The organism is Microbacterium sp. MYb72, assembly GCF_002979415.1.
Classification (GTDB): Bacteria; Actinomycetota; Actinomycetes; order Actinomycetales; family Microbacteriaceae; genus Microbacterium; species Microbacterium natoriense.
Genome location: NZ_PCOT01000005.1, coordinates 30,363 through 51,094, shown reverse-complemented (window position 1 = coordinate 51,094; position 20,732 = coordinate 30,363). Strand labels below are relative to the sequence as shown.

At 68.9% G+C, this 20,732-nt stretch carries 20 protein-coding genes and 1 pseudogene; 11 read left to right on the top strand and 10 right to left on the bottom strand.

From position 1 onward, the window contains the following. Positions 1-17 precede the first annotated feature (17 nt). On the top strand, positions 18-596 hold the full coding sequence (locus CQ047_RS03970) for a TetR family transcriptional regulator (protein ID WP_105672993.1): 579 nt from the start codon (positions 18-20) through the stop codon (positions 594-596). On the opposite strand, the gene CQ047_RS03965 is transcribed toward CQ047_RS03970, so the two are convergent. The 7 genes from CQ047_RS03965 to sufB form a co-directional block, all read right to left on the bottom strand. After that, positions 559-1,929, bottom strand: a complete 1,371-nt coding sequence (locus CQ047_RS03965) for an MFS transporter (protein WP_105672992.1) — start codon at positions 1,927-1,929, stop codon at positions 559-561. The two genes, CQ047_RS03970 and CQ047_RS03965, sit on opposite strands and share 38 nt — an antisense overlap. Continuing rightward, positions 1,926-3,080 carry a MalY/PatB family protein gene (locus CQ047_RS03960; protein WP_105672991.1) on the bottom strand — a complete coding sequence of 385 codons (1,155 nt, stop codon included), beginning with the start codon at positions 3,078-3,080 and terminating at the stop codon, positions 1,926-1,928. The genes CQ047_RS03965 and CQ047_RS03960 overlap by 4 nt, the downstream gene beginning before the upstream one ends. An 86-nt stretch (positions 3,081-3,166) precedes the next feature. Beyond that, positions 3,167-3,496: a metal-sulfur cluster assembly factor gene (locus CQ047_RS03955; protein WP_105672990.1), complete on the bottom strand. Its 330-nt coding sequence runs from the start codon at positions 3,494-3,496 to the stop codon at positions 3,167-3,169. Positions 3,497-3,506: 10 nt separating this feature from the next. Further along, the gene (gene sufC, locus CQ047_RS03950; protein ID WP_105672989.1) at positions 3,507-4,277 is read right to left on the bottom strand and encodes a Fe-S cluster assembly ATPase SufC; all 771 of its coding nucleotides are present in this window, start codon (positions 4,275-4,277) and stop codon (positions 3,507-3,509) included. Next, entirely contained in the window at positions 4,278-4,604 is a 327-nt protein-coding gene (locus CQ047_RS03945; RefSeq protein ID WP_105672988.1) for a non-heme iron oxygenase ferredoxin subunit, read from the bottom strand. It abuts the gene before it with no gap. Then, positions 4,601-5,806, bottom strand: a complete 1,206-nt coding sequence (gene sufD, locus CQ047_RS03940; protein ID WP_105672987.1) for a Fe-S cluster assembly protein SufD — start codon at positions 5,804-5,806, stop codon at positions 4,601-4,603. The genes CQ047_RS03945 and sufD overlap by 4 nt, the downstream gene beginning before the upstream one ends. Further along, the gene (gene sufB, locus CQ047_RS03935) at positions 5,806-7,224 is read right to left on the bottom strand and encodes a Fe-S cluster assembly protein SufB (protein WP_105672986.1); all 1,419 of its coding nucleotides are present in this window, start codon (positions 7,222-7,224) and stop codon (positions 5,806-5,808) included. The genes sufD and sufB overlap by 1 nt, the downstream gene beginning before the upstream one ends. Positions 7,225-7,458: 234 nt before the next feature. Between sufB and CQ047_RS03930 the strand changes: the two genes are divergently transcribed. Together CQ047_RS03930 and CQ047_RS03925 are read left to right on the top strand one after the other, a co-directional pair. Beyond that, positions 7,459-8,409, top strand: coding sequence for a heme A synthase (locus CQ047_RS03930; protein ID WP_105672985.1), 951 nt, complete (start codon positions 7,459-7,461; stop codon positions 8,407-8,409). Between the two features lie 65 nt (positions 8,410-8,474). Then, entirely contained in the window at positions 8,475-8,942 is a 468-nt protein-coding gene (locus CQ047_RS03925; protein ID WP_146114264.1) for a hypothetical protein, read from the top strand. Here CQ047_RS03925 and CQ047_RS03920 read toward each other — a convergent pair. Continuing rightward, positions 8,888-9,793: a heme o synthase gene (locus CQ047_RS03920; RefSeq protein ID WP_105672983.1), complete on the bottom strand. Its 906-nt coding sequence runs from the start codon at positions 9,791-9,793 to the stop codon at positions 8,888-8,890. The genes CQ047_RS03925 and CQ047_RS03920 overlap by 55 nt on opposite strands. A gap of 265 nt (positions 9,794-10,058) precedes the next feature. Between CQ047_RS03920 and tkt the strand changes: the two genes are divergently transcribed. From tkt to pgl, 6 genes are read left to right on the top strand one after another with little or no spacing between them, the layout of a single operon-like run. Further along, entirely contained in the window at positions 10,059-12,155 is a 2,097-nt protein-coding gene (tkt, locus tag CQ047_RS03915) for a transketolase (protein ID WP_105672982.1), read from the top strand. Beyond that, the gene (gene tal / locus CQ047_RS03910; RefSeq protein ID WP_105672981.1) at positions 12,152-13,264 is read left to right on the top strand and encodes a transaldolase; all 1,113 of its coding nucleotides are present in this window, start codon (positions 12,152-12,154) and stop codon (positions 13,262-13,264) included. Before tkt ends, tal begins: the two co-directional genes overlap by 4 nt. After that, the gene (locus CQ047_RS03905) at positions 13,261-14,868 is read left to right on the top strand and encodes a glucose-6-phosphate isomerase (protein WP_105672980.1); all 1,608 of its coding nucleotides are present in this window, start codon (positions 13,261-13,263) and stop codon (positions 14,866-14,868) included. Before tal ends, CQ047_RS03905 begins: the two co-directional genes overlap by 4 nt. A gap of 23 nt (positions 14,869-14,891) precedes the next feature. Continuing rightward, positions 14,892-16,439, top strand: coding sequence for a glucose-6-phosphate dehydrogenase (zwf, locus tag CQ047_RS03900; protein ID WP_105672979.1), 1,548 nt, complete (start codon positions 14,892-14,894; stop codon positions 16,437-16,439). Next, entirely contained in the window at positions 16,436-17,371 is a 936-nt protein-coding gene (locus CQ047_RS03895; protein WP_105672978.1) for a glucose-6-phosphate dehydrogenase assembly protein OpcA, read from the top strand. Before zwf ends, CQ047_RS03895 begins: the two co-directional genes overlap by 4 nt. After that, positions 17,368-18,156 (top strand): 6-phosphogluconolactonase, encoded by a 789-nt coding sequence (pgl, locus tag CQ047_RS03890; RefSeq protein ID WP_105672977.1) that lies wholly within the window; start codon positions 17,368-17,370, stop codon positions 18,154-18,156. The genes CQ047_RS03895 and pgl overlap by 4 nt, the downstream gene beginning before the upstream one ends. 63 nt (positions 18,157-18,219) lie before the next feature. Here the strand turns inward: pgl and CQ047_RS03885 are convergent, their stop codons facing one another. Next, the gene (locus tag CQ047_RS03885; protein ID WP_105672976.1) at positions 18,220-19,203 is read right to left on the bottom strand and encodes a DMT family transporter; all 984 of its coding nucleotides are present in this window, start codon (positions 19,201-19,203) and stop codon (positions 18,220-18,222) included. Positions 19,204-19,264: 61 nt separating this feature from the next. Between CQ047_RS03885 and def the strand changes: the two genes are divergently transcribed. Both def and CQ047_RS03875 read left to right on the top strand, forming a co-directional pair. After that, positions 19,265-19,831, top strand: a complete 567-nt coding sequence (gene def, locus CQ047_RS03880; RefSeq protein ID WP_181155826.1) for a peptide deformylase — start codon at positions 19,265-19,267, stop codon at positions 19,829-19,831. A gap of 117 nt (positions 19,832-19,948) precedes the next feature. Further along, positions 19,949-20,479 (top strand): septum formation family protein, encoded by a 531-nt coding sequence (locus CQ047_RS03875; protein ID WP_105672974.1) that lies wholly within the window; start codon positions 19,949-19,951, stop codon positions 20,477-20,479. Between the two features lie 56 nt (positions 20,480-20,535). On the opposite strand, the pseudogene CQ047_RS18990 reads toward CQ047_RS03875, so the two are convergent. Then, a pseudogene (locus CQ047_RS18990) lies at positions 20,536-20,732 on the bottom strand (hypothetical protein); the annotation flags it as partial.

The following is a 20,732-nucleotide window of genomic DNA, read 5'->3' as shown; positions in this document are numbered from 1 at the left end:
TTCACTATAGTGGGGTCATGAGCCCCGACCACAACTCCGTCCGCCACGACCGTGACGGGGTCGCCAGCGCGGCGCTCGCCCTGCTCGACGAGGTCGGGCTCGCCGATCTGTCGATGAGACGCATCGCCGGACGGCTGGACATCCAGCCGAGCGCGCTGTACTGGCACTTCCAGAGCAAGCAGGAGCTCCTCGCGGTCCTCGCCGACCGCATCACGGCCGGGATCCCCCGCGACGACGCCGACGTGCTCACGATCGCGCGGAGCATCCGCGACGCGCTCTTCGCGTACCGCGACGGCGCCGAGCTCGTGCTCAGCACCTACGCGCTGCGCCTGGGGTCCTCCTACGCACAGACGGCTCTCGAAACGGCTCTCAGAGGCCTGCCCGATGCGCGGGATCGCGCCACCGCCATCCTGCACTTCGTGCTCGGTCACTCCACGCTCGTGCAGCAGCGCATGCACGCAGACAGTCACGGCGCGGCGAACACGGTCGACGAGATCGACGTCACGGCCGGACTCGACCTCGTCTTCGACCTCGGCGTCCGTGCACTCGCCGGAGAGGTCAGCGCAGCGGCGTCTCCGCCGCGTGACCGAGTCTGAGACCGGGCACCACAGCCACCACCGCCAGCGCGATCCCGAAGACGAACACCGCGCCGAAGGCGCCGGCGCCCCCGCCCAGCGTCGCGACTCCCAATCCGGCGAGGGCGATCGCGACGGCGGAGCCGGTCGAGTCCGCGATCGACAGCGCCGAGGAGTTGAAACCCTGGTTGGTCTCATCGGAGTACGCGAGCGTCAAGACCGTGAGGCGCGGATAGAGGAGCCCCATGCCGCCGCCCGCGAAGCCCCATCCGACGATCACGAGAACCGGCGAGAGGCCGAGCAGCGCGGCCGAGAGCACGCACAGCAGCGCCAGCACGATGAGCCCGGTGCTGATCACCGCGATCCTGCGATTGCCGAGCCGCTCCCCGAACCGACCCTGCAGCTCAGAGGCTCCGGCCCACGCGAACGCCGAGAGCATGAGGCCGACGCCGGCCCAGGTCGCCGTGAACTCGAAGCGCTCCATGAGCAGGTACGGCACGTACGCCTCGGAGGCGAAGAACGCTCCGGAGGCGATCCCGCGCATCAGGACGACGCTGGGCAGTCCGCGCCGCGACCGCAACGTTCCCCGCGGCAGCAGCGGCAGCACCGCGAACCCGATCAGCAGCACCGCGCCCGCTGCGACCGGCCAGCCGATACCCGGCTCCATCTCGGCAGCGAATCCGACGAGAACGGCGAGCACGGCGACGACGACGGCGAGCAGGAGCCGAGTGACGAGCGCCCGTCGATCCTGCGGCTCACCGTGGCCGAGGTCGACTCCGCGCAGACGGACCGCGATGGTCAGGAAAGCCGCAGCGGTGAGCACAGCCACTCCGAGGAACGTCCAGCGCCAGTCGACGTACTCCGCGACGGCGCCGGCCAGGAACGGACCGATCATCGACGGCACGACCCAGGCCGCCGCGAAGGCCGCGAACACCTTGCCGTGCAGCTGCGACGGATAGAGCCGCGCGACCACGACGTAGAGCGCGACCGTCTGACCACCCGTGCCGAGCCCCTGCACGAGCCGCCCGATCAGGAACTGGTGCATCGTGACGGCGAAGCCCGAGATCAACAGCCCCAGGATGAACAGCGAGACCGCGACGTAGAGGGCGCCTCGCGGACCCCGCGCATCAGACCAGGCGCCCGCGGCGACCATGCCGATCACACTCGTCGCCAGCGTGCCGGCGAACGCGACCGCGTACAGCGACTGGCCGTCGAGCGCGTCGCTCACGACCGGCATCACCGTCGTCACGGCGAGAGCCTCGATGGCCCCGAGGAAGATCAGTGCGATGGCGCCGACGGTGACCCAGATGCGTTCGCGGTCCCAGATCGAAGCGGCGGTCGCGGTCTCCGTCATCGGCCCACGAGCGCGGCGATGCGCTCGACGGCCTCGGTGAGGATCTCGGGATTCGTGCCGAAGTTCAACCTCACGAACCCCTCCCCCTCTGCACCGAAGGTCGATCCGGCGTTCAACGCCACCTTCGCGTCCTTGAGGATGCGGCGGGCGGGGCTGTCGCCGAGTCCGAGGCGGGAGACGTCGATCCACGCCAGGTAGCCCGCATCGGGGATGCGATAACGGGCGCCGGGCAGGAGCCGTGCGAGGAGGTCCTCCAGCAGCACCCGATTGCGGTCGAGGGTGCGCACGAGACCGTCGAGCCACTCGTCGCTCTCCTCGCCGAACGCGGCGACGGCGGCGAGGAGCCCCAGCTGCCCTGTGCGCCAGACGACCTCGATCGGCAGCGAGCGGAGCACGGCCGTCGTCGCGTCGTCGGCGGTGACCATCAGCGCGCACTTGAGGCCCGCCAGGTTGAACGCCTTGCTGGCGCTGACGACTGCGTAGCCGACGCGCTGGGCGACCGGACTCACCGAGAGGAACGGCGTGAACCCGGTGCCGGGCTGCGCGAGCAGCGCATGGATCTCATCCGACACCACCGCGGCGTCGAACTCGTCCGCGAGGTCCGCGAGCGCGGCCAGCGCGTCGCGGTCGTGCACGGTACCGGTCGGGTTGTGCGGGTTGCACAGCAGGATCGCCCGCGCGCCGTCTTCGAAGGCAGAGCGGATGCCGTCGAGGTCGAGCTCCCAGGCGGTGCCGGTGTCGCGGAGCGGCACCCGTTCCACCTCGGCTCCCGCTTCCTCCACGAGGTCGTAGAACGGCGGGTAGACGGGCGGCGTCACGATCACGCGCTCGCCCGGCTGCACGACGCGACGGAGGATCTCGACGATCCCCATGCTGACATCGGCCGTGGACCGCAGGCGCGCCGGGTCCACCTCCCAGTCGAAGCGGCGCTTCGCGAACGCGGCATACGTCTCGGCCAGCGGGCCCCGCGACGCGATGTACCCGGTGTCGCCCGTCTCGATCGCGCGCTGCAGCGCCGCCTGCACCGTCGGCGCCAGCGGGAAGTCGGTCTCCGCCACGAACAGCGGCAGGACGTCGGCGGGATACTCCCGCCACTTCTCGCTGGTGCGCTCACGGAGCTCGCTCAACGGCAGCGCTTCGACCTCGACCATGTTCCTCCGGGCTTCCCCTCGCTGGTGCGCGCTCGGCGATGAGGCACGAGCGCGTCGGCCGCCGCGCGGCAGTGCTCCGATCCGCGTCAGATCGCGAAGCCGAGCGCGCGCATCATGTCGCGTCCGTCGTCGGTGATCTTCTCGGGACCCCACGGCGGCATCCACACCCAGTTGATGCGGAAGCGATCGACGACGTTGTCCAGCGCCTGGGCCGTCTGGTCCTCGAGGACGTCGGTGAGCGGGCACCCGGCGCTGGTCAGCGTCATGTGGATGACGAGAGCGTCGTTCTCGTCATCCCAAGCGAGATCGTAGATGAGGCCGAGGTCGACGACGTTGATCCCGAGCTCGGGATCCATGACGTCCTTGAGCGCCTCGGTGACCTCGTCGTACTTCTCGTCCGTGAGGGTCGCTGTCATGGCTGTCAGCCTACGCCTCGACGGGAGCCGTGGGGTCGAGGAAGCGGTCGTAGCCCTCTTCCTCGAGACGGTCGGCGAGCTCGGGGCCGCCTTCCTCCACGATCTTGCCCGCGACGACCACGTGCACGAAGTCGGGGCGGATGTAGCGGAGGATGCGCGTGTAGTGCGTGATCAGCAGCACGCCGAGACCGGTGGCCTCCTTGGCGCGGTTGACGCCCTCGGAGACGATCTTCAGCGCGTCGACGTCGAGACCGGAGTCGGTCTCGTCGAGGACGGCGAACTTCGGCTTGAGCACCTCGAGCTGGAGGATCTCGTGGCGCTTCTTCTCGCCACCGGAGAAGCCCTCGTTGACGTTGCGCTGCGCGAACTTCGGGTCCATGCGCAGGTTCGACATCGCCTGCTTGACGTCCTTGGTCCAGCTGCGGATCGCTGGGGCCTCGCCGTCGAGCGCGGTCTTCGCCGTGCGCAGGAAGTTGGTCACCGTGACGCCGGGGATCTCGACCGGGTACTGCATCGCGAGGAACAGACCGGCGCGGGCGCGCTCGTCCACGCTCATCTCCAGGACGTCCTGACCGTCGAAGGTGATGGAGCCGGAGGTCACCGTGTACTTCGGGTGACCGGCGATCGTGTACGCGAGGGTCGACTTGCCCGAGCCGTTGGGGCCCATGATGGCGTGGGTCTCACCCGTGTTCATCGTGAGGGTGATTCCGTTGAGGATCGGGGTGGTCCCCGCCTCCGTCTCGACCGTCACGTGGAGGTCGCGGATTTCGAGAACAGACATTCAAACTTCCTTTGTCACAGTCGGATCGATGAGCACGTCGTCGCCGTCGATCTCGACGACGTAGACCGGGACGGGCTCGAAAGCGGGGAGATTCTGGGGCTTGCCGGTGAGCAGCGAGAACGCCGAGCCATGAGCCCAGCACTCGACGGTGTCGCCCTCGACGAAGCCCTCGGAGAGGGAGATGTCACCGTGCGTGCAGGTGTCTCCGATGGCGTGGATCACGCCATCGGAGTCCTTGATGACGGTGATCGGCACGCCGGCGGGGTCGACCCGCAGCGGCATGTCGGTCTCGAGGTCGGCGACGCCGCAGACGCGCTCGGCGCTCACGCGGTCACCGCCGCGAGCTCCGTCTCGATCGTCGCGAGCAGCTCGGTCTCGAGCGCCGGGATGCCGAGGCGCTGGACGATGTCGCTGAGGAAGCCGAGCACCACCAGGCGCCGCGCCTCCTCCTCGGAGATGCCGCGGGCCTGCAGGTAGAACAGCTGCTCGTCGTCGAAACGTCCCGTCGCGCTGGCGTGGCCGGCGCCGAGGATGTCGCCCGTCTCGATCTCGAGGTTCGGGATCGAGTCGGCGCGCGCACCCTCGGTGAGGACCAGGTTGCGGTTCGCCTCGTAGGAGTCGGTGCCGGTCGCGTTCGCGCCGATCAGCACGTCGCCGATCCAGACGCTGTGCGCTCCCTCGCCCTGCAGCGCGCCCTTGTAGAGGACGTCGCCCTTGGTGTGGGCGCCCTTGTGGTGCAGGTAGACCTGGCTCTCCAGGTGCTGACCGGCATCCGCGTAGGAGAGGCCGTAGAGGTACCCCTCCGAGCCGTTGCCCGCGAGCTCGACGTTCGGGTTCACCCGGACCAGAGCGCCGCCGAAGCTGATCACGAAGTGCTTGAGGGTCGCGTCCGCGCCCACGCGGGCCTGGTGCGCCGACGTGTGGATCGCGTCGTCCTGCCACTGCTGCAGGCTCACGACGGTGAGCCTGGAGCCGTCGCGGGCGATGATCTCGACGTTCTGCGAGTACTGCGCCGAGCCGGAGTGCGCGAGGACCACGGTCGCGGAGCTGTGCTCGAGCGCCTCGATCACGATGTGCGCATCGGCGCGGAGCCCGGCGCCGAGGCCGGTCACCTGCACGAGGATGGGCTCGGCGACCTCCTCCTCGCGCGGGATGCGGATGTGCAGAGCCTCGGCGGCGCCCTGCCAGGCGACGGCGGCCGTGATGTCCTCCGCGAGGAAGACCTCGCCGCGCGGAGCGTCGCCCGCAGCGAGCGGAGCCGCGACGTACTCCTCACCCGCGGGGAAGGCGTAGCTGACGCCGTCGTTGGGCGCGGCGACCTCGAAGAGCGGCTTCAGCTGCGCGACCGGGGTGTGCTTCCAGTTGACCTCGCGGCCCGAGGGCGCGCCGAAGTCGGTCGGATCAAAGGAGTGCGGACGCTCTGAGCGGGTCTGCACCGGGACGAAACCGGCGTCGGCCACCTGGGCGGCCGGGTCGATGTGCGCGTTCGTGTGCTGCGCCTCTGCGGGCGCGGTCGTAGGGGCCGTCACTAGCCGACCGATCCTTCCATGCCCATCTCGATGAGCTTGTTCAGTTCCATCGCGTACTCCATGGGCAGCTCACGCGCGATCGGCTCGATGAAGCCGCGCACGATCATCGCCATCGCCTCGTCCTCGGGCATGCCGCGGGACTGCAGGTAGAAGAGCTGCTCCTCGCTGACCTTCGAGACCGTGGCCTCGTGACCCAGCTGGACGTCGTCGACGCGGATGTCGATCGCAGGGTAGGTGTCGCTGCGGGACTTCGTGTCGACGAGCAGCGCATCGCAGCGCACGGTGTTCGCGGAGTGGTGCGCGGCGGCATCCACCCGCACCTCGCCGCGGTAGCCGGCGCGACCGCCGCCACGGGCGATCGACTTCGAGACGATCGACGACTGCGTGTACGGCGCCATGTGGATCATCTTGGCGCCGGCGTCCTGGTGCTGGCCGGGGCCCGCGAAGGCGACCGAGAGGGTCTCGCCCTTGGCGTGCTCGCCCATCAGGTAGATCGACGGGTACTTCATCGTCACCTTGGAGCCGATGTTGCCGTCGACCCACTCCATGGTCGCGCCCTCGTGGGCGACGGCGCGCTTGGTGACGAGGTTGTAGACGTTGTTCGACCAGTTCTGGATCGTCGTGTAGCGCACGCGGGCGTTCTTCTTCACGATGATCTCGACGACGGCCGAGTGCAGCGAGTCCGACTTGTAGATCGGAGCCGTGCAGCCCTCGATGTAGTGGACGTAGCTGTCCTCGTCGGCGATGATCAGGGTCCGCTCGAACTGGCCCATGTTCTCCGTGTTGATGCGGAAGTAGGCCTGCAGCGGGATCTCCACGTGAACGCCCTTGGGGACGTACACGAACGAGCCGCCGGACCAGACCGCCGTGTTCAGCGCCGCGAACTTGTTGTCGCCGGCGGGGATCACGGTGCCGAAGTACTCCTCGAAGAACTCGGGGTGCTCGCGCAGCGCGGTGTCGGTGTCCATGAAGATGACGCCCTGCTCCTCCAGGTCCTCGCGGATCTGGTGGTAGACGACCTCGGACTCGTACTGCGCGGCCACGCCGGCGACGAGTCGCTGGCGCTCGGCCTCGGGGATGCCGAGGCGCTCGTAGGTCTCGCGGATCTCCGCGGGGAGCTCCTCCCACGACTGCGCCTGCTTCTCGGTGGAGCGCACGAAGTACTTGATGTTGTCGAAGTCGATGTCGCTGAGGTCGGCACCCCAGGTCGGCATCGGCTTGCGTCCGAAGAGCTGATAGCCCTTGAGACGCGTCTTCAGCATCCATTCGGGTTCGTCCTTGAGGGCAGAGATGCCTCGGACGACCTCTTCGGAGATGCCGCGCTTCGCCACGGCTCCCGCGGCGTCGGCATCGTGCCAGCCGAACTCGTACACCCCCAGACCATCAAGCTCCGGGCGGTCGATCAGCACATCCGACATCACACACTCTCCTTATTGGGCCTCAACGGTGTCATCCGCCCCGACACACCTGATCCCCGTCGAGTCTGCGGGAGCGGGTGCCGCTGGTGGGGCCCTCATCACCGGCGCTTCCATCGCGCCTAAACTGTCAGGGATGCGTTCCGCGGTCACGCGGGCATCCCAACACCCCGATTCTACAGGTTCCCTCAGACGTGCGGGCCGTCATGTCCGCGTCACGGGGGTTCCGGAGGACCCATGCCCGACACCGCCACCGCCGACTCCCCCGCAACGAGGACCGGTTTTCTGTCCCGCGTCCATGATTGGCTGCCCTCCGAGATCGGCCGCCGACTGACCGTCGCGGCCTGGCTGTCTTTCCTCGCCGAGGTCATCATCATCGGCACCGGAGGGGCCGTACGCCTCACCGGTTCGGGGCTCGGCTGCTCACAGTGGCCGCTGTGCACGCCCGAGTCGCTCGTGCCGACGCCCGAGCAGGGCATCCACGGCATCATCGAGTTCGGCAACCGCACCATGACCGGAGTGGTCGGCCTCCTCGCACTCGCCGTGGTGTTCTTCGTCCTCCGCTTCCGCGCCCGGCGTCGCGACCTCTGGGTGCTCTCCCTCGTTGTGCTCGGCGGCATCGTGATGCAGGCCGTCGTGGGCGGCATCACGGTGTGGACGGGCCTGAATCCGTTCATCGTCGGCTTCCACTACGTGTCGTCGCTGCTGCTGGTGTGCATCACCGCGGCGTTCCTCGTTCGCCTGTACGCGGTCCCCGGACCGCGCGAGAAGGCGGTGCCCGCCTGGTTCGCGATCCTCTCGCACGTGACCGGCCTCGCCCTCGCCGTCACGATCGTCTTCGGCGTGCTGACCACGGGTTCCGGCCCGCACTCCGGCGACGCAGAGGTGCTCCGTCACGGCTTCGACGCCACCGTCCTCGCGCACGTGCACTCGTGGCCGGGCTACATCCTCGCCGGACTCGTCGCGGTGCTGACGATCTCCGCCTGGGCGCTGCGCCTCGAACCCCGCAGATGGCTGCTCGTCCTCGTAGCGGCGATCCTCGTGCAGGTCGGGGTCGGCGTGTGGCAGGCCCGCGAAGGGCTTCCGGAGATCCTCGTCGGCATCCACATGGTGCTCGCCGCCCTGTCGGCGGCGACCTACACCGTCGTGGTGCTCCACCTCAAGCGCCCCGCATCGCCGCGATCCTGATGCGCCCAGCCGACGCATAGACGGCACATCGGAGACGCAACAGAAGCTGCGTCATGGTGGGCGGCATGAAAAAGTCACTCACGCACAGCATCGGCTTCTGGCTCCTCCTGCTCGTCTCCCTCGTCGCCGCGGCGGTCGGCGGATGGATCATCTCGGGCCAGCTGAGCACGATGACCTCGACGCTGCTCGACGGCACCGCCACCGGAGTCGAGGTCTACGTCGGACAGTCGCTCATCGTGTTCGGCGCTGCGCTCGTCGGCGCCGGCGTGCTCGGGATCCTGATCGCGCTCGCGCTCGTCGCCGTGCAGGCGATCCTTCCGGCGTCGCAGCCGGTCGCCGTCGAGGCCATCGACTGGAGCGCTCAGAGCGCGCCCGCAGAGGACGTCGCGTCGGCAGAGCCCGAGGCCGTGGAGCCTGAGTCGGTCGTCGATCCCGAGGCTGTCGCGGAGACCGCGTCAGAGGACTCCGCGACCGAGGATCAGAACGGGAGCAGCGGGTCGATCGCGACCGCGACGAAGATCAGCGTCAAGTAGGTGATCGAGGCGTGGAAGACCCTCATCGGACGCGCCTCGGTCCCCCGCACCGCACGGTTGTACAGGCGGTGCGACTCGTAGATGAACCAGCCGCCGAAGACGAGCGCGGAGACGGTGTAGACGAGCCCCATGCTCGCGATCGGCACGAGCAGCAGTGAGCAGGCGACGGTCGCCCACGCGTAGAGGATGACCTGGAGTCCGACCTGCGACGCGTTGCGGGTGACGCCGAGCATGGGGACGTCGACGTCGTCGTAGTCGTCCTTGTACTTCATGGAGAGCGGCCAGTAGTGCGGCGGCGTCCAGAGGAAGATCAGGGCGAAGAGGATGAAGGCCGGCCAGTCCAGGGAGCCGGTCACGGCCGCCCAGCCGATCAGCACGGGGAAGCATCCGGCGATGCCGCCCCACACGATGTTCTGCTCCGTGCGGCGCTTGAGGATCATCGTGTAGATCACGACGTAGAAGAAGATGGCGGATGCCGAGAGCACCGCGGCCAGCCAGTTCGTCGTCACGTACAGCCACACCGTCGAGAGGACGGCGAGGGTCCATGAGAACACGAGCGCACCGCGCGGCGTGATCTCGCCGGTGACGAGCGGCCGGTTCTCGGTGCGGTGCATGTGCGCGTCGATGTCGCGATCGAGGTACATGTTGAACGCCGCTGCGGAGCCTGCGCTCATGGAGCCGCCGATCACCGTCGCAAGGACGAGCCACAGGTTCGGCAGGCCGCCCTGAGCGAGGAACATCACCGGGACGGTGGAGACCAGGAGGAGTTCGAGCACGCGCGGCTTCGTGAGGGCGACGTAGGCCTTCACCGTACGACCGACGGACTTCTTCGCAACGGTCTGATCAGACATCGTCGAGATCTCGATCGCCTCCTCCGGGCACGCGTGGGCAGCCCTTTCAGTCTAGGGCACGGGGCGAGAGCCACCGTCCGCCCGTCCGCGCACCACGAGGGGAATTCCTCTCCCCTGAATGCGTTGTAGTCCGATGTAACGCGGTAACACGCACCGCTATGCTGAAAACACTCGCGCGCCCGGCGCTCAAGCATCCCCTTCCGTATCGTTGCGGACCGCGACAGTGCATACCGGGCGCTCTCGAACTGTTGAGAAGGGCTTCACCGTGTCGGAATTGCAGTGGGAAGAGATCGATCGGCGCGCGGTGGACACCGCTCGGCTGCTGGCGGCGGATGCCGTGGAGAAGGTCGGCAACGGCCACCCCGGCACCGCGATGAGCCTGGCGCCGGCCGCCTACCTGCTGTACCAGCGGGTGCTGCGTCATGACCCCGCCGACACCGACTGGCTCGGCCGCGACCGCTTCATCCTCTCCGCGGGTCACTCCTCCCTCACGCAGTACGTCGAGCTCTACCTCGGCGGCTTCGGACTGGAGCTCGACGACCTCAAGGCTCTGCGCACGTGGGGCTCGCTGACCCCCGGCCACCCCGAGTACGGCCACACCAAGGGCGTGGAGATCACCACCGGCCCGCTCGGCCAGGGTCTCGCCTCCGCGGTCGGGTTCGCCTACGCCTCGCGCTACGAGCGCGGCCTCTTCGACCCCGAGGCCGCTGCGGGCACCAGCCCCTTCGACCACTTCATCTACGTGATCGCCGGCGACGGCGACCTGCAGGAGGGCGTCACCAGCGAGGCCTCGTCGCTCGCGGGCCACCAGCAGCTCGGCAACCTCATCGCGATCTACGACTCCAACCAGATCTCCATCGAGGACGACACGAACGTCGCCTTCACCGAGGACGTCGCGAAGCGCTACGAGTCCTACGGCTGGCAGGTCCAGGTCGTCGACTGGAAGAAGACCGGCCAGTACGTCGAGGACGTCGCCGAGCTCTACGCCGCGATCGAGGCGGCCAAGGGCGAGACCGACAAGCCGTCGCTCATCATCCTCAAGACGATCATCGGCTGGCCGTCGCCCGGAAAGCAGAACTCCGGCAAGATCCACGGCTCCGCCCTCGGCGCGGACGAGCTCGCCGCGACCAAGAAGGTCCTCGGCTTCGACCCCGAGGAGCACTTCGCGGTCGCCGACGACGTCATCGCCCACACCCGCGGCCTCGCGGCACGCTCCGCAGAGGTCCGCGCGGCCTGGCAGGAGTCGTTCGACGCCTGGGCGGCGGCGAACCCCGAGCGCAAGACCCTGCTCGACCGCCTGGAGGCCAAGGAGCTTCCGGCAGGCATCGACGCGGCCCTCCCCGTGTTCGAGGCGGGCAAGGACGTGTCGACCCGTGCCGCATCCGGCCAGGTCATCAACGCCCTGGCCGCCGAGCTCCCCGAGCTCTGGGGCGGTTCGGCCGACCTCGCCGAGTCGAACCTCACCACGATCAAGGACGCCAAGTCCTTCATCCCCGCCGAGTGGTCCACCCACGAGTGGTCGGGCAGCCCTTACGGCCGCGTCCTGCACTTCGGCATCCGCGAGCACGCGATGGGTGCGATCGTCAACGGCATCAAGCTGCACGGTCCGACCCGTCCGTTCGGCGGCACGTTCCTGATCTTCAGCGACTACATGCGCCCGCCGGTGCGTCTGGCCGCGCTCATGGACGTGCCCAGCATCTTCGTGTGGACGCACGACTCCGTCGCCCTCGGAGAGGACGGCCCGACGCACCAGCCGATCGAGCAGATCGCCACGCTGCGCGCCATCCCGAACTTCACGCTCGTGCGTCCGGCCGACGCCAACGAGACCGCGGCGTCCTGGCTGGAGATCCTCCGCCGCCAGGGAGGCCCGACCGGCATCGCCCTGACTCGTCAGAACATCCCCGTGTTCGCGCGCGGCGAGGGCGCGGCATCCGGCGACACCTTCGCCTCCGCATCGAACGTCTCGAAGGGCGCGTACGTGCTGGCCGAGGCGCCGAACGGCACCCCCGACGTGATCATCATCGCCACCGGTTCCGAGGTCCAGCTGGCCGTCGACGCGCGTGCGGCGCTCGCTGCCGAGGGCGTGAACGTCCGTGTCGTCTCCGCGCCCTCTCTCGAGTGGTTCGCCGAGCAGGACGAGGCGTACCGTGAGAGCGTGCTCCCGAAGAGCATCACCGCCCGGGTCTCGGTCGAGGCCGGTTCCGTGCTCAGCTGGCGCGGGATCGTCGGCGACCGCGGCCGCTCGGTCGGCATCGACCACTTCGGCGCCTCCGCCGACTACAAGACCCTGTTCGAGAAGTTCGGGATCACCACCGAAGCCGTCATCCAGGCGGCACGCGAGACCATCAAGGAGAACGCATGAGCACCCCCACCTCAGACCTCGCAGCCGCCGGTGTCAGCATCTGGCTCGACGACCTGTCCCGCACCCGCATCTCCTCCGGCAACCTCGCCGAGCTGATCGCCTCGCGCAACGTCACGGGCGTCACCACCAACCCGACGATCTTCGCGAACGCCATCACGAACCCCGACGACACGTCGTACGACGCGCAGGTCGCCGAGCTCGCGGCATCCGGCGCGACCGCGGAGGAGGCCGTGTTCGCGGCCACCACGCAGGACGTGGCCGCCGCGCTCGACGTGTTCCGCCCCGTGTGGGAGGCCACCGGCCACGTCGACGGACGCGTGTCGATCGAGGTCTCCCCCGACCTCGCGCACGACACGGACGGCACGGTCGCCCAGGCCAAGCAGCTGTGGGCAACGGTCGACCGTCCGAACCTGCTCGTGAAGATCCCCGCGACCAAGGCTGGCCTTCCCGCGATCGCGCAGGCGATCGGCGCGGGCATCAGCGTCAACGTCACGCTGATCTTCAGCCTCGAGCGCTACGCCGAGGTCATCGAGGCGTACCTGACCGGTCTCGAGACCGCGAAGGCGGCGGGCATCGACCTCTCGACCATCGAGTCGGTCGCGTCCTTCTTCGTGTCGCGGGTCGACACCGAGACCGACAAGCGCCTCGCCGCCATCGGCTCGGACGCCGCGGACGCCCTCAAGAACAAGGCCGGCCTCGCCAACGCGCGCCTCGCCTACGAGCTCTACGAGAAGACCTTCGCCGGTGAGCGCGCGCAGGCGCTGATCGCCGCGGGCGCGAACCCGCAGCGCCCGCTGTGGGCGTCGACCGGCGTCAAGGACCCGAACCTGCCCGACACCCTCTACGTCACGGAGCTCGTCGCCGCGGGCGTCGTCAACACGATGCCCGAGAAGACGCTCGAGGCGACCTTCGACCACGGCGTCGTCACCGGCGACACGATCACGGGCGGCTACGAGGAGGCCCGTGCGGTCTTCGCGGGGCTCGCCGACCTCGGCATCGACTTCGCCGACGTCACCCAGGTGCTCGAGGACGAGGGCGTCGCGAAGTTCATCGACTCCTGGCATGACCTGCTCAGCCAGGTGAGCGAAGGGCTCGAGGCGCAGCGATGACCTTCGCGCTGCACGCCTCGGGCGCGGCGAAGGCCGCGATCGAGGAGAGCGTCCCCGGACTGGTGCACGACCTCGTCGCGTCGCGCATCACCGGGGGCGACGCGACACTCTGGGGCCCGGATGCCGAGTCCGAGGCAGCCGTGCGGCTCGGATGGGTCGAGGCCGTGTCGATCTCGCGTCCCCTCGTGGGTGAGATCGTGGCGCTGCGCGACGAGCTCGCCGCGAAGGGCGTCACGCGCGTCGTCCTCGCGGGCATGGGCGGATCCTCCCTCGCCCCCGAGGTCATCTCGCAGACGGCGGGCGTTCCGCTCACGATCCTCGACTCGACCTCGCCGGCGCAGGTGCTCGCCGCTCTCGACGACGGGCTCGAGAGCACCGTCCTCGTCGTGTCGTCGAAGTCCGGCTCCACCGTGGAGACCGACTCTCAGCGCCGCACGTTCGAGACGGCGTTCCGCGACCTCGGCATCGATCCCGTCGAGCGCATCATCGTGGTCACCGACCCCGGTTCGCCTCTCGACGCCTCGGCCCGCGACGCCGGCTATCGCGTCTTCAACGCCGATCCGAACGTGGGTGGACGCTACTCGGCGCTCACCGCGTTCGGTCTCGTCCCCTCGGGTCTCGCCGGCGTCGACATCGACGAGCTGCTAGACGAGGCCGAGGCCTCGCTGCTGGAGGTCGCGGTCGACTCCGCCGAGAACCCGGCTCTCCGCCTCGCAGCGGCGATCGCGGCCACCAGCCCGCGCCGTGACAAGCTCGGACTCATCACCGACGGCACGCACATCAACGGCCTGCCCGACTGGATCGAGCAGCTCATCGCGGAGTCCACGGGCAAGGACGGCACCGGCATCCTCCCCGTCGTCCTGCTGCCCGTGTCCCCGGAGCTCGACGCGAACCCCGCCGACCTGCAGATCGTGCGCCTGGTCGATGACGCGAACGAGTTCCACCTCCGCGAGAAGCACCAGGGCGAGATCCTCGTCTCCGGCACGCTCGGCGCGCAGTTCATCGTCTGGGAGTATGCGACGGCCATCGCCGGATACCTGCTCGGCATCAACCCGTTCGACCAGCCCGACGTCGAGTCCGCCAAGATCGCTGCCCGCGGTCTGCTGGACGCCCGCCCGGAGGCCACGGCTCCGGCGTTCATCGAGAACAGCGTCGAGGTCCGCGTGTCCGACCCCGAGCTCGCCGCCTCCGGCACGATCGAGGGCGTCCTCGACTCCCTGTGGGCCCGATTGGGCGACGACGGCTACGTCTCGATCCAGGCCTATGTGAACCGACTCGACGTCCCGCAGCTGCAGGGCCTCCGCGAGCTCGTCGCCGCCGACTCCGGTCGACCGACGACCTTCGGCTGGGGACCCCGCTTCCTGCACTCCACCGGTCAGTACCACAAGGGCGGTCCGGCACAGGGCGTGTTCCTCCAGCTCCTGGAGCGCACCGACGTCGACCTCGAGATCCCCGGTCGGCCGTTCACGTTCGGTCAGCTCATCGAGGCGCAGGCCGCGGGTGACGCCGCGGTGCTCGCGGAGCACGGCCGTCCGGTCGTCACGCTGACGATCACCGACTCGTCGGCAGACGTGCTCACCCTTTTCGAAGCAGCACAGAAGTAAGCAGCCAGGAGAATCCCCCACCGATGTCTGTTCCCATCTCGCGCGGGCACAACCCGCTGCGCGACCCCGATGATCGCCGTCTCAACAGGATCGCCGGGCCCAGCGCCCTGGTGATCTTCGGAGTGACCGGCGATCTGTCGCGCAAGAAGCTCATGCCCGCGGTCTACGACCTCGCCAACCGGGGCCTGCTCCCGCCGGGCTTCGCGCTCGTCGGATTCGCCCGAAGGGACTGGGAGGATCAGGACTTCGCGCAGGTCGTGTACGACGCGGTCAAGCAGCACGCGCGAACCCCCTTCCGCGAGGAGACCTGGACGCAGCTGCTGCAGGGCATCCGCTTCGTGTCCGGCGAGTTCGACAACCCCGAGTCGTTCCGCAAGCTCCGTGAGACGGTGGATCAGCTCGACGTGGAGCGGGGCACGATGGGCAACCACGCGTTCTACCTGTCGATCCCGCCGAAGTCGTTCGCGGTCGTCGCGCAGCAGCTCAAGGACTCGGGCCTCGTCGGAGACGACGAGGGAGAGGACCGCTGGCGCCGGGTCGTGATCGAGAAGCCCTTCGGGCACGACCTCGAGTCCGCTCGCGAGCTGAACAAGGCCCTCGAGGTGGCGTTCTCCGCGGACTCGATCTTCCGCATCGACCACTACCTCGGCAAGGAGACGGTCCAGAACATCCTGGCGCTGCGCTTCGCCAACGAGCTGTACGAGCCGATCTGGAACCGCAACTACGTCGACCACGTGCAGATCACGATGGCCGAGGACATCGGCGTCGGCGGCCGCGCCGGCTACTACGACGGCGTCGGCGCGGCCCGTGACGTCATCCAGAACCACCTGCTGCAGCTTCTCGCCCTCACCGCGATGGAAGAGCCGATCAGCCTGTCCGCGGAGCACCTGCGTGCCGAGAAGGAGAAGGTCCTCGCGGCGGTGCACGTCCCGGACGACCTCGCCCTGGCGACCGCACGCGGGCAGTACGCCGGCGGGTGGCAGGGCGGCGAGAAGGTCACCGGGTTCCTCGACGAGGAGGGGATGAACCCCGAGTCGGCGACGGAGACCTACGCGGCCATCAAGCTGGAGATCGACACCCGCCGCTGGTCGGGGGTGCCGTTCTACCTGCGCACCGGCAAGCGGCTCGGCCGACGGGTGACCGAGGTCGCGGTCGTCTTCAAGCGCGCACCGGAGCACCTGTTCGGGCGCAGCAACACATCGGAGCTCGGTCAGAACGCGCTCGTGATCCGCGTGCAGCCCGATGAGGGCGTGACCATCCGGTTCGGCTCGAAGGTGCCGGGCAACGGCACGAACGTCCGCGACGTGACGATGGACTTCGGCTACGGGCACGCCTTCACCGAGGCGAGCCCCGAGGCCTACGAGCGCCTGATCCTCGACGTCCTGCTGGGCGATCCGCCGCTGTTCCCGCGGCACGAGGAGGTCGAGCTCTCGTGGAAGATCCTCGACCCGGTCGAGGAGTACTGGGCTGCCGAGGGCGGCCCCGTCGAGCAGTATGCACCCGGATCGTGGGGCCCGGCATCCGCTGATGCCCTGTTGGCCCGCGACGGACGAGTCTGGAGACGCCCGTGATCATCGACCTTCCCGACACGACCGTCAGCCAGGTCGCGAAGAACCTCGTCAAGGCCCGTGAGGAGGGCGGCGTCGTCGCTCTCGGCCGCGTGCTCACCCTGGTCATCTCGGCGCGGAACGGCGTCGCGGAGGCCGCCATCGACGCGGCCAACGACGCATCACGCGAGCACCCGATGCGCGTCATCGTGCTCACCACCGGGGGCGGCGAGTCGCGACTCGACGCCCAGATCCGCGTCGGCGGAGACGCCGGAGCCAGCGAGGTCGTCGTGCTGCGCGCCTACGGCGATGCGGCGAGCAACGAGGAGAGCCTCATCACCGGCCTCCTCCTCCCCGACGCCCCGGTGGTGGCCTGGTGGCCGGAGGAGGCGCCCGTCTCCCCCGCGACCTCGCCGCTCGGCAGGATCGCCCAGCGACGCATCACGGATGCCGCGACCTCCCCCGACGTGCGCGACCGCCTCGCCCTGCTCGGCGAGACGCACGCCCCCGGAGACACGGATCTGGCCTGGACCCGGCTCACGCACTGGCGCGAGCAGCTCGCCGCCGTGCTCGATCAGCCTCCGTACCTCGAGGTGACGGATGTCGAGGTGCGCGGCGCCGTCGCTTCCCCCTCGACCGCACTGCTCGCGGCCTGGCTGCAGATGGCGCTCGAGGTGCCGGTGCGCTGGTCGTACGAGGACCCTGAGCACTGGCAGGAGGGCATCAAGTCGGTGCGGCTCACCCGTGCAGACGGGGACATCCTGCTGGAGCGTCCGACTCCGGGCGTCGCCGTGCTCACGCAGCCCGAGCAGCCCGACCACGACCTCCACCTGCCGCGCCGCACGCTCAGGGAGTGCCTCGCCGAGGAGCTGCGTCGCCTCGACCCCGATGTCCTGTACGGTCGAGTCATCACCGAGGGCTGGGAGAAGCTGGGTCCGCCCGAGACAGGAGAATGATGTCGATGCAGACAGCGTCCGCAGAGAAGCGGGTCGTCGTCGAACCCACCCCCGCCGCCGTCGCGGCGCGGGTGGCCGACCGGTTCATCGCTCGGTTGCGAGCACGCACGCGCAACGGCCGGATCGCCCACATCGCCCTCACGGGCGGTTCGATGGGCGGTGCGGTGCTGCGCGCGACGGCGGAGAATCCACGGTCGGCCGACATCGACTGGTCGCTCGTCCACTTCTGGTGGGGCGACGAACGCTTCGTGCCCCGTGCTCACGCCGACCGCAACGCCGTGCAGTCCCGAGCGGCTCTCCTGGACAGCATCCCGGTCCCCGTCGAGAACGTCCACGAGATCGCGGCATCCGACAGCGGCCTCACCCTCGACGAGGCGGCCGCCGCGTACGCGGCGGAGCTCGCGCGGTTCGGAACCGATGAGAATCCGTGGCCGTCGTTCGCGGTGTGCTTCCTTGGCGTCGGACCCGACGGCCACATCGCCTCGCTCTTCCCGGACCGCCCGGAGGTCACGGTGACGGATGCCGCGGCCCTGCCCGTGCGCGACTCCCCCAAGCCTCCGCCGGAGCGCGTCACTCTCACCCGACCGGTGTTGAACTCCTCCAAGCGCGTCTGGCTCGTGCTCACGGGCGCCGACAAGGCCTCCGCGCTCGGTCTGGCCCTCGCGGGCGCCAGCTACACCAGCGTGCCCGCAGCGGGCGCCAAGGGGCGCAAGCGGACGGTCTTCTTCGTCGACGAGGCGGCTGCCTCCGAGGTCTCCCCCGACCTCATCGACCCCGCGTACTGATCGGACGCGAACCCGGACCTCGACGGCCGTGACGGTCGTGGCGTCCGAGTGCGCGGAGAGCGCCTACTTCTGCTCGTCCGCTCCCGTGGCGCCGTCGCTCCCCCGCGGGATGCCGAGCTCCTGACTCTCGCTGAGAACCTGCGGGTGGTACCGGGCGAGACCGACCACGCCCCACACCGCGATGGCGCCGGCGACCCCGAAGATCACGAGCACCCAGCCGGGCGCCGCCGCCGCTTCGCCGAGCACGAGCATTCCGATGAGCACCGCGATCAGCGGGTCGACCACCGTGAGACCGGCGATGACGAGGTCGGGCGGACCGGAGCTGTACGCGGTCTGCACGAAGTACGCGCCGACGGCGGATGCCGCGATCAGGGCGATCACGCACACGAGGGTGATCCACTCGAAGTTGCCGGCCTCGATGCGATTGATGACCGCTTTGGCGAGGGTGGCCACGAAGCCGTAGAGGATGCCGGCGCCGATGACGTAGAAGAGAGCCCGCATGCGGTGACGCAGCACGAGCCAGCAGGCGCCGAGCACGATGATCACGACGAGCAGGATCGCCAGGATCGTGAAGAGCTCGATGTCGCTGATGGGTTTCTCCGCCGCGAAGATCGCGGCGAAGGAGACGAAGAGGAAGATGCCGCCGACGCAGCAGACGATCGCGGTGATGGACTGCCTCGTCGGCGTGTGTCCTGAGACCCTGGCGTTGAGCAGGGTCGTGATCACGAGGGCGATCGCGCCGAGCGGCTGCACCACGATCAGCGGCGCCTGGGAGAGCGCGGCGAGCTGGCACACGATGGCCAGTCCGAGCATGAGCGTGCCGATGATCCAGGACGGACGCGTCAGCAGTCTTCTGATCTGGTCGAGGCTCAGCCCGGTCGCGCCGTCCGCGCCGCTGAGCTGCTCGACCTTCTCCACCCCACGGTGCTGATACTGCGCGCCGAGGGACATGAAGACGGCGCCCGCGAGGGCGAGCGGGATGCCCAGGAGGAGTCGCGGATTCTGGAAGACGCCGACGAGCTGGTCGCCGACATCCGCCCCACTCATCCATACGGAGATGCTCACCCTACGACCCTACCCGGCGATGTGCGCCCAGTATGGTTATGGCGTGGCTGTACTTCCGATTCGCATCATGGGCGATCCCGTCCTGCACTCTCCCGCTTCCGCCGTCGAGGCGATCACCGACGAGATCCGCACCCTCGTCGCCGACATGTTCGAGACGATGGACACCGCGCCCGGCGTGGGACTCGCCGCCCCTCAGGTCGGCGTACCGCTGCGCATCTACACCTACGCCTACGTCGACGACGACGATCAGCCGTGGCGTGGCGTCATCATCAATCCCGAGCTGTGGATGACCCCTCTCGAACCCGGCGACCCCGACCCCGATCTGGAGTCGGAGGGCTGCCTCTCCTTCCCCGGCGAGCGGTTCCCGCTGCGCCGCTCCGAGCGGGTGCAGGTGACAGGAACCGACCTCGACGGCTCACCGGTCGCGATCGCCGTCGACGGCTGGCGCGCGCGCATCATGCAGCACGAGTTCGATCACCTCGACGGCATCCTCTACGTGGATCGCCTGTCGGACGGAGACTGGAAGACCGCGCAGAAGATCGCCCGCAAACGCGGATGGGGTCGACCCGGCGCCAGCTGGATGCCGGGCGTCGACGACCTCGAGGGCTGAGACTCTCAGCCTGGTCAAAGGGGTTTTCGAGTTGCATCACAGACTCCGGGACGGATAGCGTTTCCTGAGGCGGGACTCTTCTGTGCCCGCTCACCACAGTCCTGGAGGGGAAACAACATGAAACTGCGCACGCGACACGCGCTGGCTCTCGTCGGATCGGCGGCGGCGCTCTCGTTCGCACTGACCGGCTGCAGCGCACTGAACGGCATCCTGGGGAGCGGCAACGCCGATGCAGACCGCGACGACAAGACCGGCCAGGTCACCGAGAGCGCCAACATCGGCATCTTCGCGCTGAAGGTCGGCGACTGCAAGATGGAGAGCCCCTCGGGCCTCCTCGAGAGCGCCGATGTCGTGCCCTGCACCGAGCCGCACGACGAAGAGGTCTTCTTCGAGTACAAGATGCCCGACGGCGAGTACGACGCCACGGCGATCGACACCGCCTCGCAGGAGCAGTGCACCGGTGAGGGCTTCACGTCCTTCGTCGGCATCCCGTGGGACCAGTCCGCGCTCGGCGTCTACCCGATCACCCCGACCCAGGACACCTGGGACTCCTACAACGACCGCGTGATCCAGTGCGTGATCTTCGATCAGGACGAGTCGGGCAACATCATCCAGTCGAGCACCTCGCTCAAGGGCGCCGCACGCTGATCCGGCCTCACACAGCAACAGAAGGCCCCGCCATCCCGGCGGGGCCTTCTTTTGCGTTACAGGCCCGGGCGCGGCCGCAGGAACAGCCGCCACCAGTGCGTGTCGACGATGATCGAGCCGAGCTTCGTCCCGATGCAGAGGCTCGCGAAGATCGCCAGCGCCGCGGCGACGGGGTCGATGTCGAACGAGGTGATCGCCACGAGTCCGACGGTTCCCGGCACGAGCAGGAGGAACGCGGGCTGGAAGGTGATCG

Coding starts and splice junctions, on each gene's coding strand:
- CQ047_RS03970 (WP_105672993.1), top strand. CDS start 18: ATGAGCCCCGACCACAACTCCGTCCGCCACGACCGTGACGGGGTCGCC.
- CQ047_RS03965 (WP_105672992.1), bottom strand. CDS start 1,929: ATGACGGAGACCGCGACCGCCGCTTCGATCTGGGACCGCGAACGCATC.
- CQ047_RS03960 (WP_105672991.1), bottom strand. CDS start 3,080: ATGGTCGAGGTCGAAGCGCTGCCGTTGAGCGAGCTCCGTGAGCGCACC.
- CQ047_RS03955 (WP_105672990.1), bottom strand. CDS start 3,496: ATGACAGCGACCCTCACGGACGAGAAGTACGACGAGGTCACCGAGGCG.
- sufC (WP_105672989.1), bottom strand. CDS start 4,277: ATGTCTGTTCTCGAAATCCGCGACCTCCACGTGACGGTCGAGACGGAG.
- sufB (WP_105672986.1), bottom strand. CDS start 7,224: ATGTCGGATGTGCTGATCGACCGCCCGGAGCTTGATGGTCTGGGGGTG.
- CQ047_RS03930 (WP_105672985.1), top strand. CDS start 7,459: ATGCCCGACACCGCCACCGCCGACTCCCCCGCAACGAGGACCGGTTTT.
- CQ047_RS03925 (WP_146114264.1), top strand. CDS start 8,475: ATGAAAAAGTCACTCACGCACAGCATCGGCTTCTGGCTCCTCCTGCTC.
- CQ047_RS03920 (WP_105672983.1), bottom strand. CDS start 9,793: ATGTCTGATCAGACCGTTGCGAAGAAGTCCGTCGGTCGTACGGTGAAG.
- tal (WP_105672981.1), top strand. CDS start 12,152: ATGAGCACCCCCACCTCAGACCTCGCAGCCGCCGGTGTCAGCATCTGG.
- CQ047_RS03905 (WP_105672980.1), top strand. CDS start 13,261: ATGACCTTCGCGCTGCACGCCTCGGGCGCGGCGAAGGCCGCGATCGAG.
- zwf (WP_105672979.1), top strand. CDS start 14,892: ATGTCTGTTCCCATCTCGCGCGGGCACAACCCGCTGCGCGACCCCGAT.
- pgl (WP_105672977.1), top strand. CDS start 17,368: ATGATGTCGATGCAGACAGCGTCCGCAGAGAAGCGGGTCGTCGTCGAA.
- CQ047_RS03885 (WP_105672976.1), bottom strand. CDS start 19,203: ATGAGTGGGGCGGATGTCGGCGACCAGCTCGTCGGCGTCTTCCAGAAT.
- CQ047_RS03875 (WP_105672974.1), top strand. CDS start 19,949: ATGAAACTGCGCACGCGACACGCGCTGGCTCTCGTCGGATCGGCGGCG.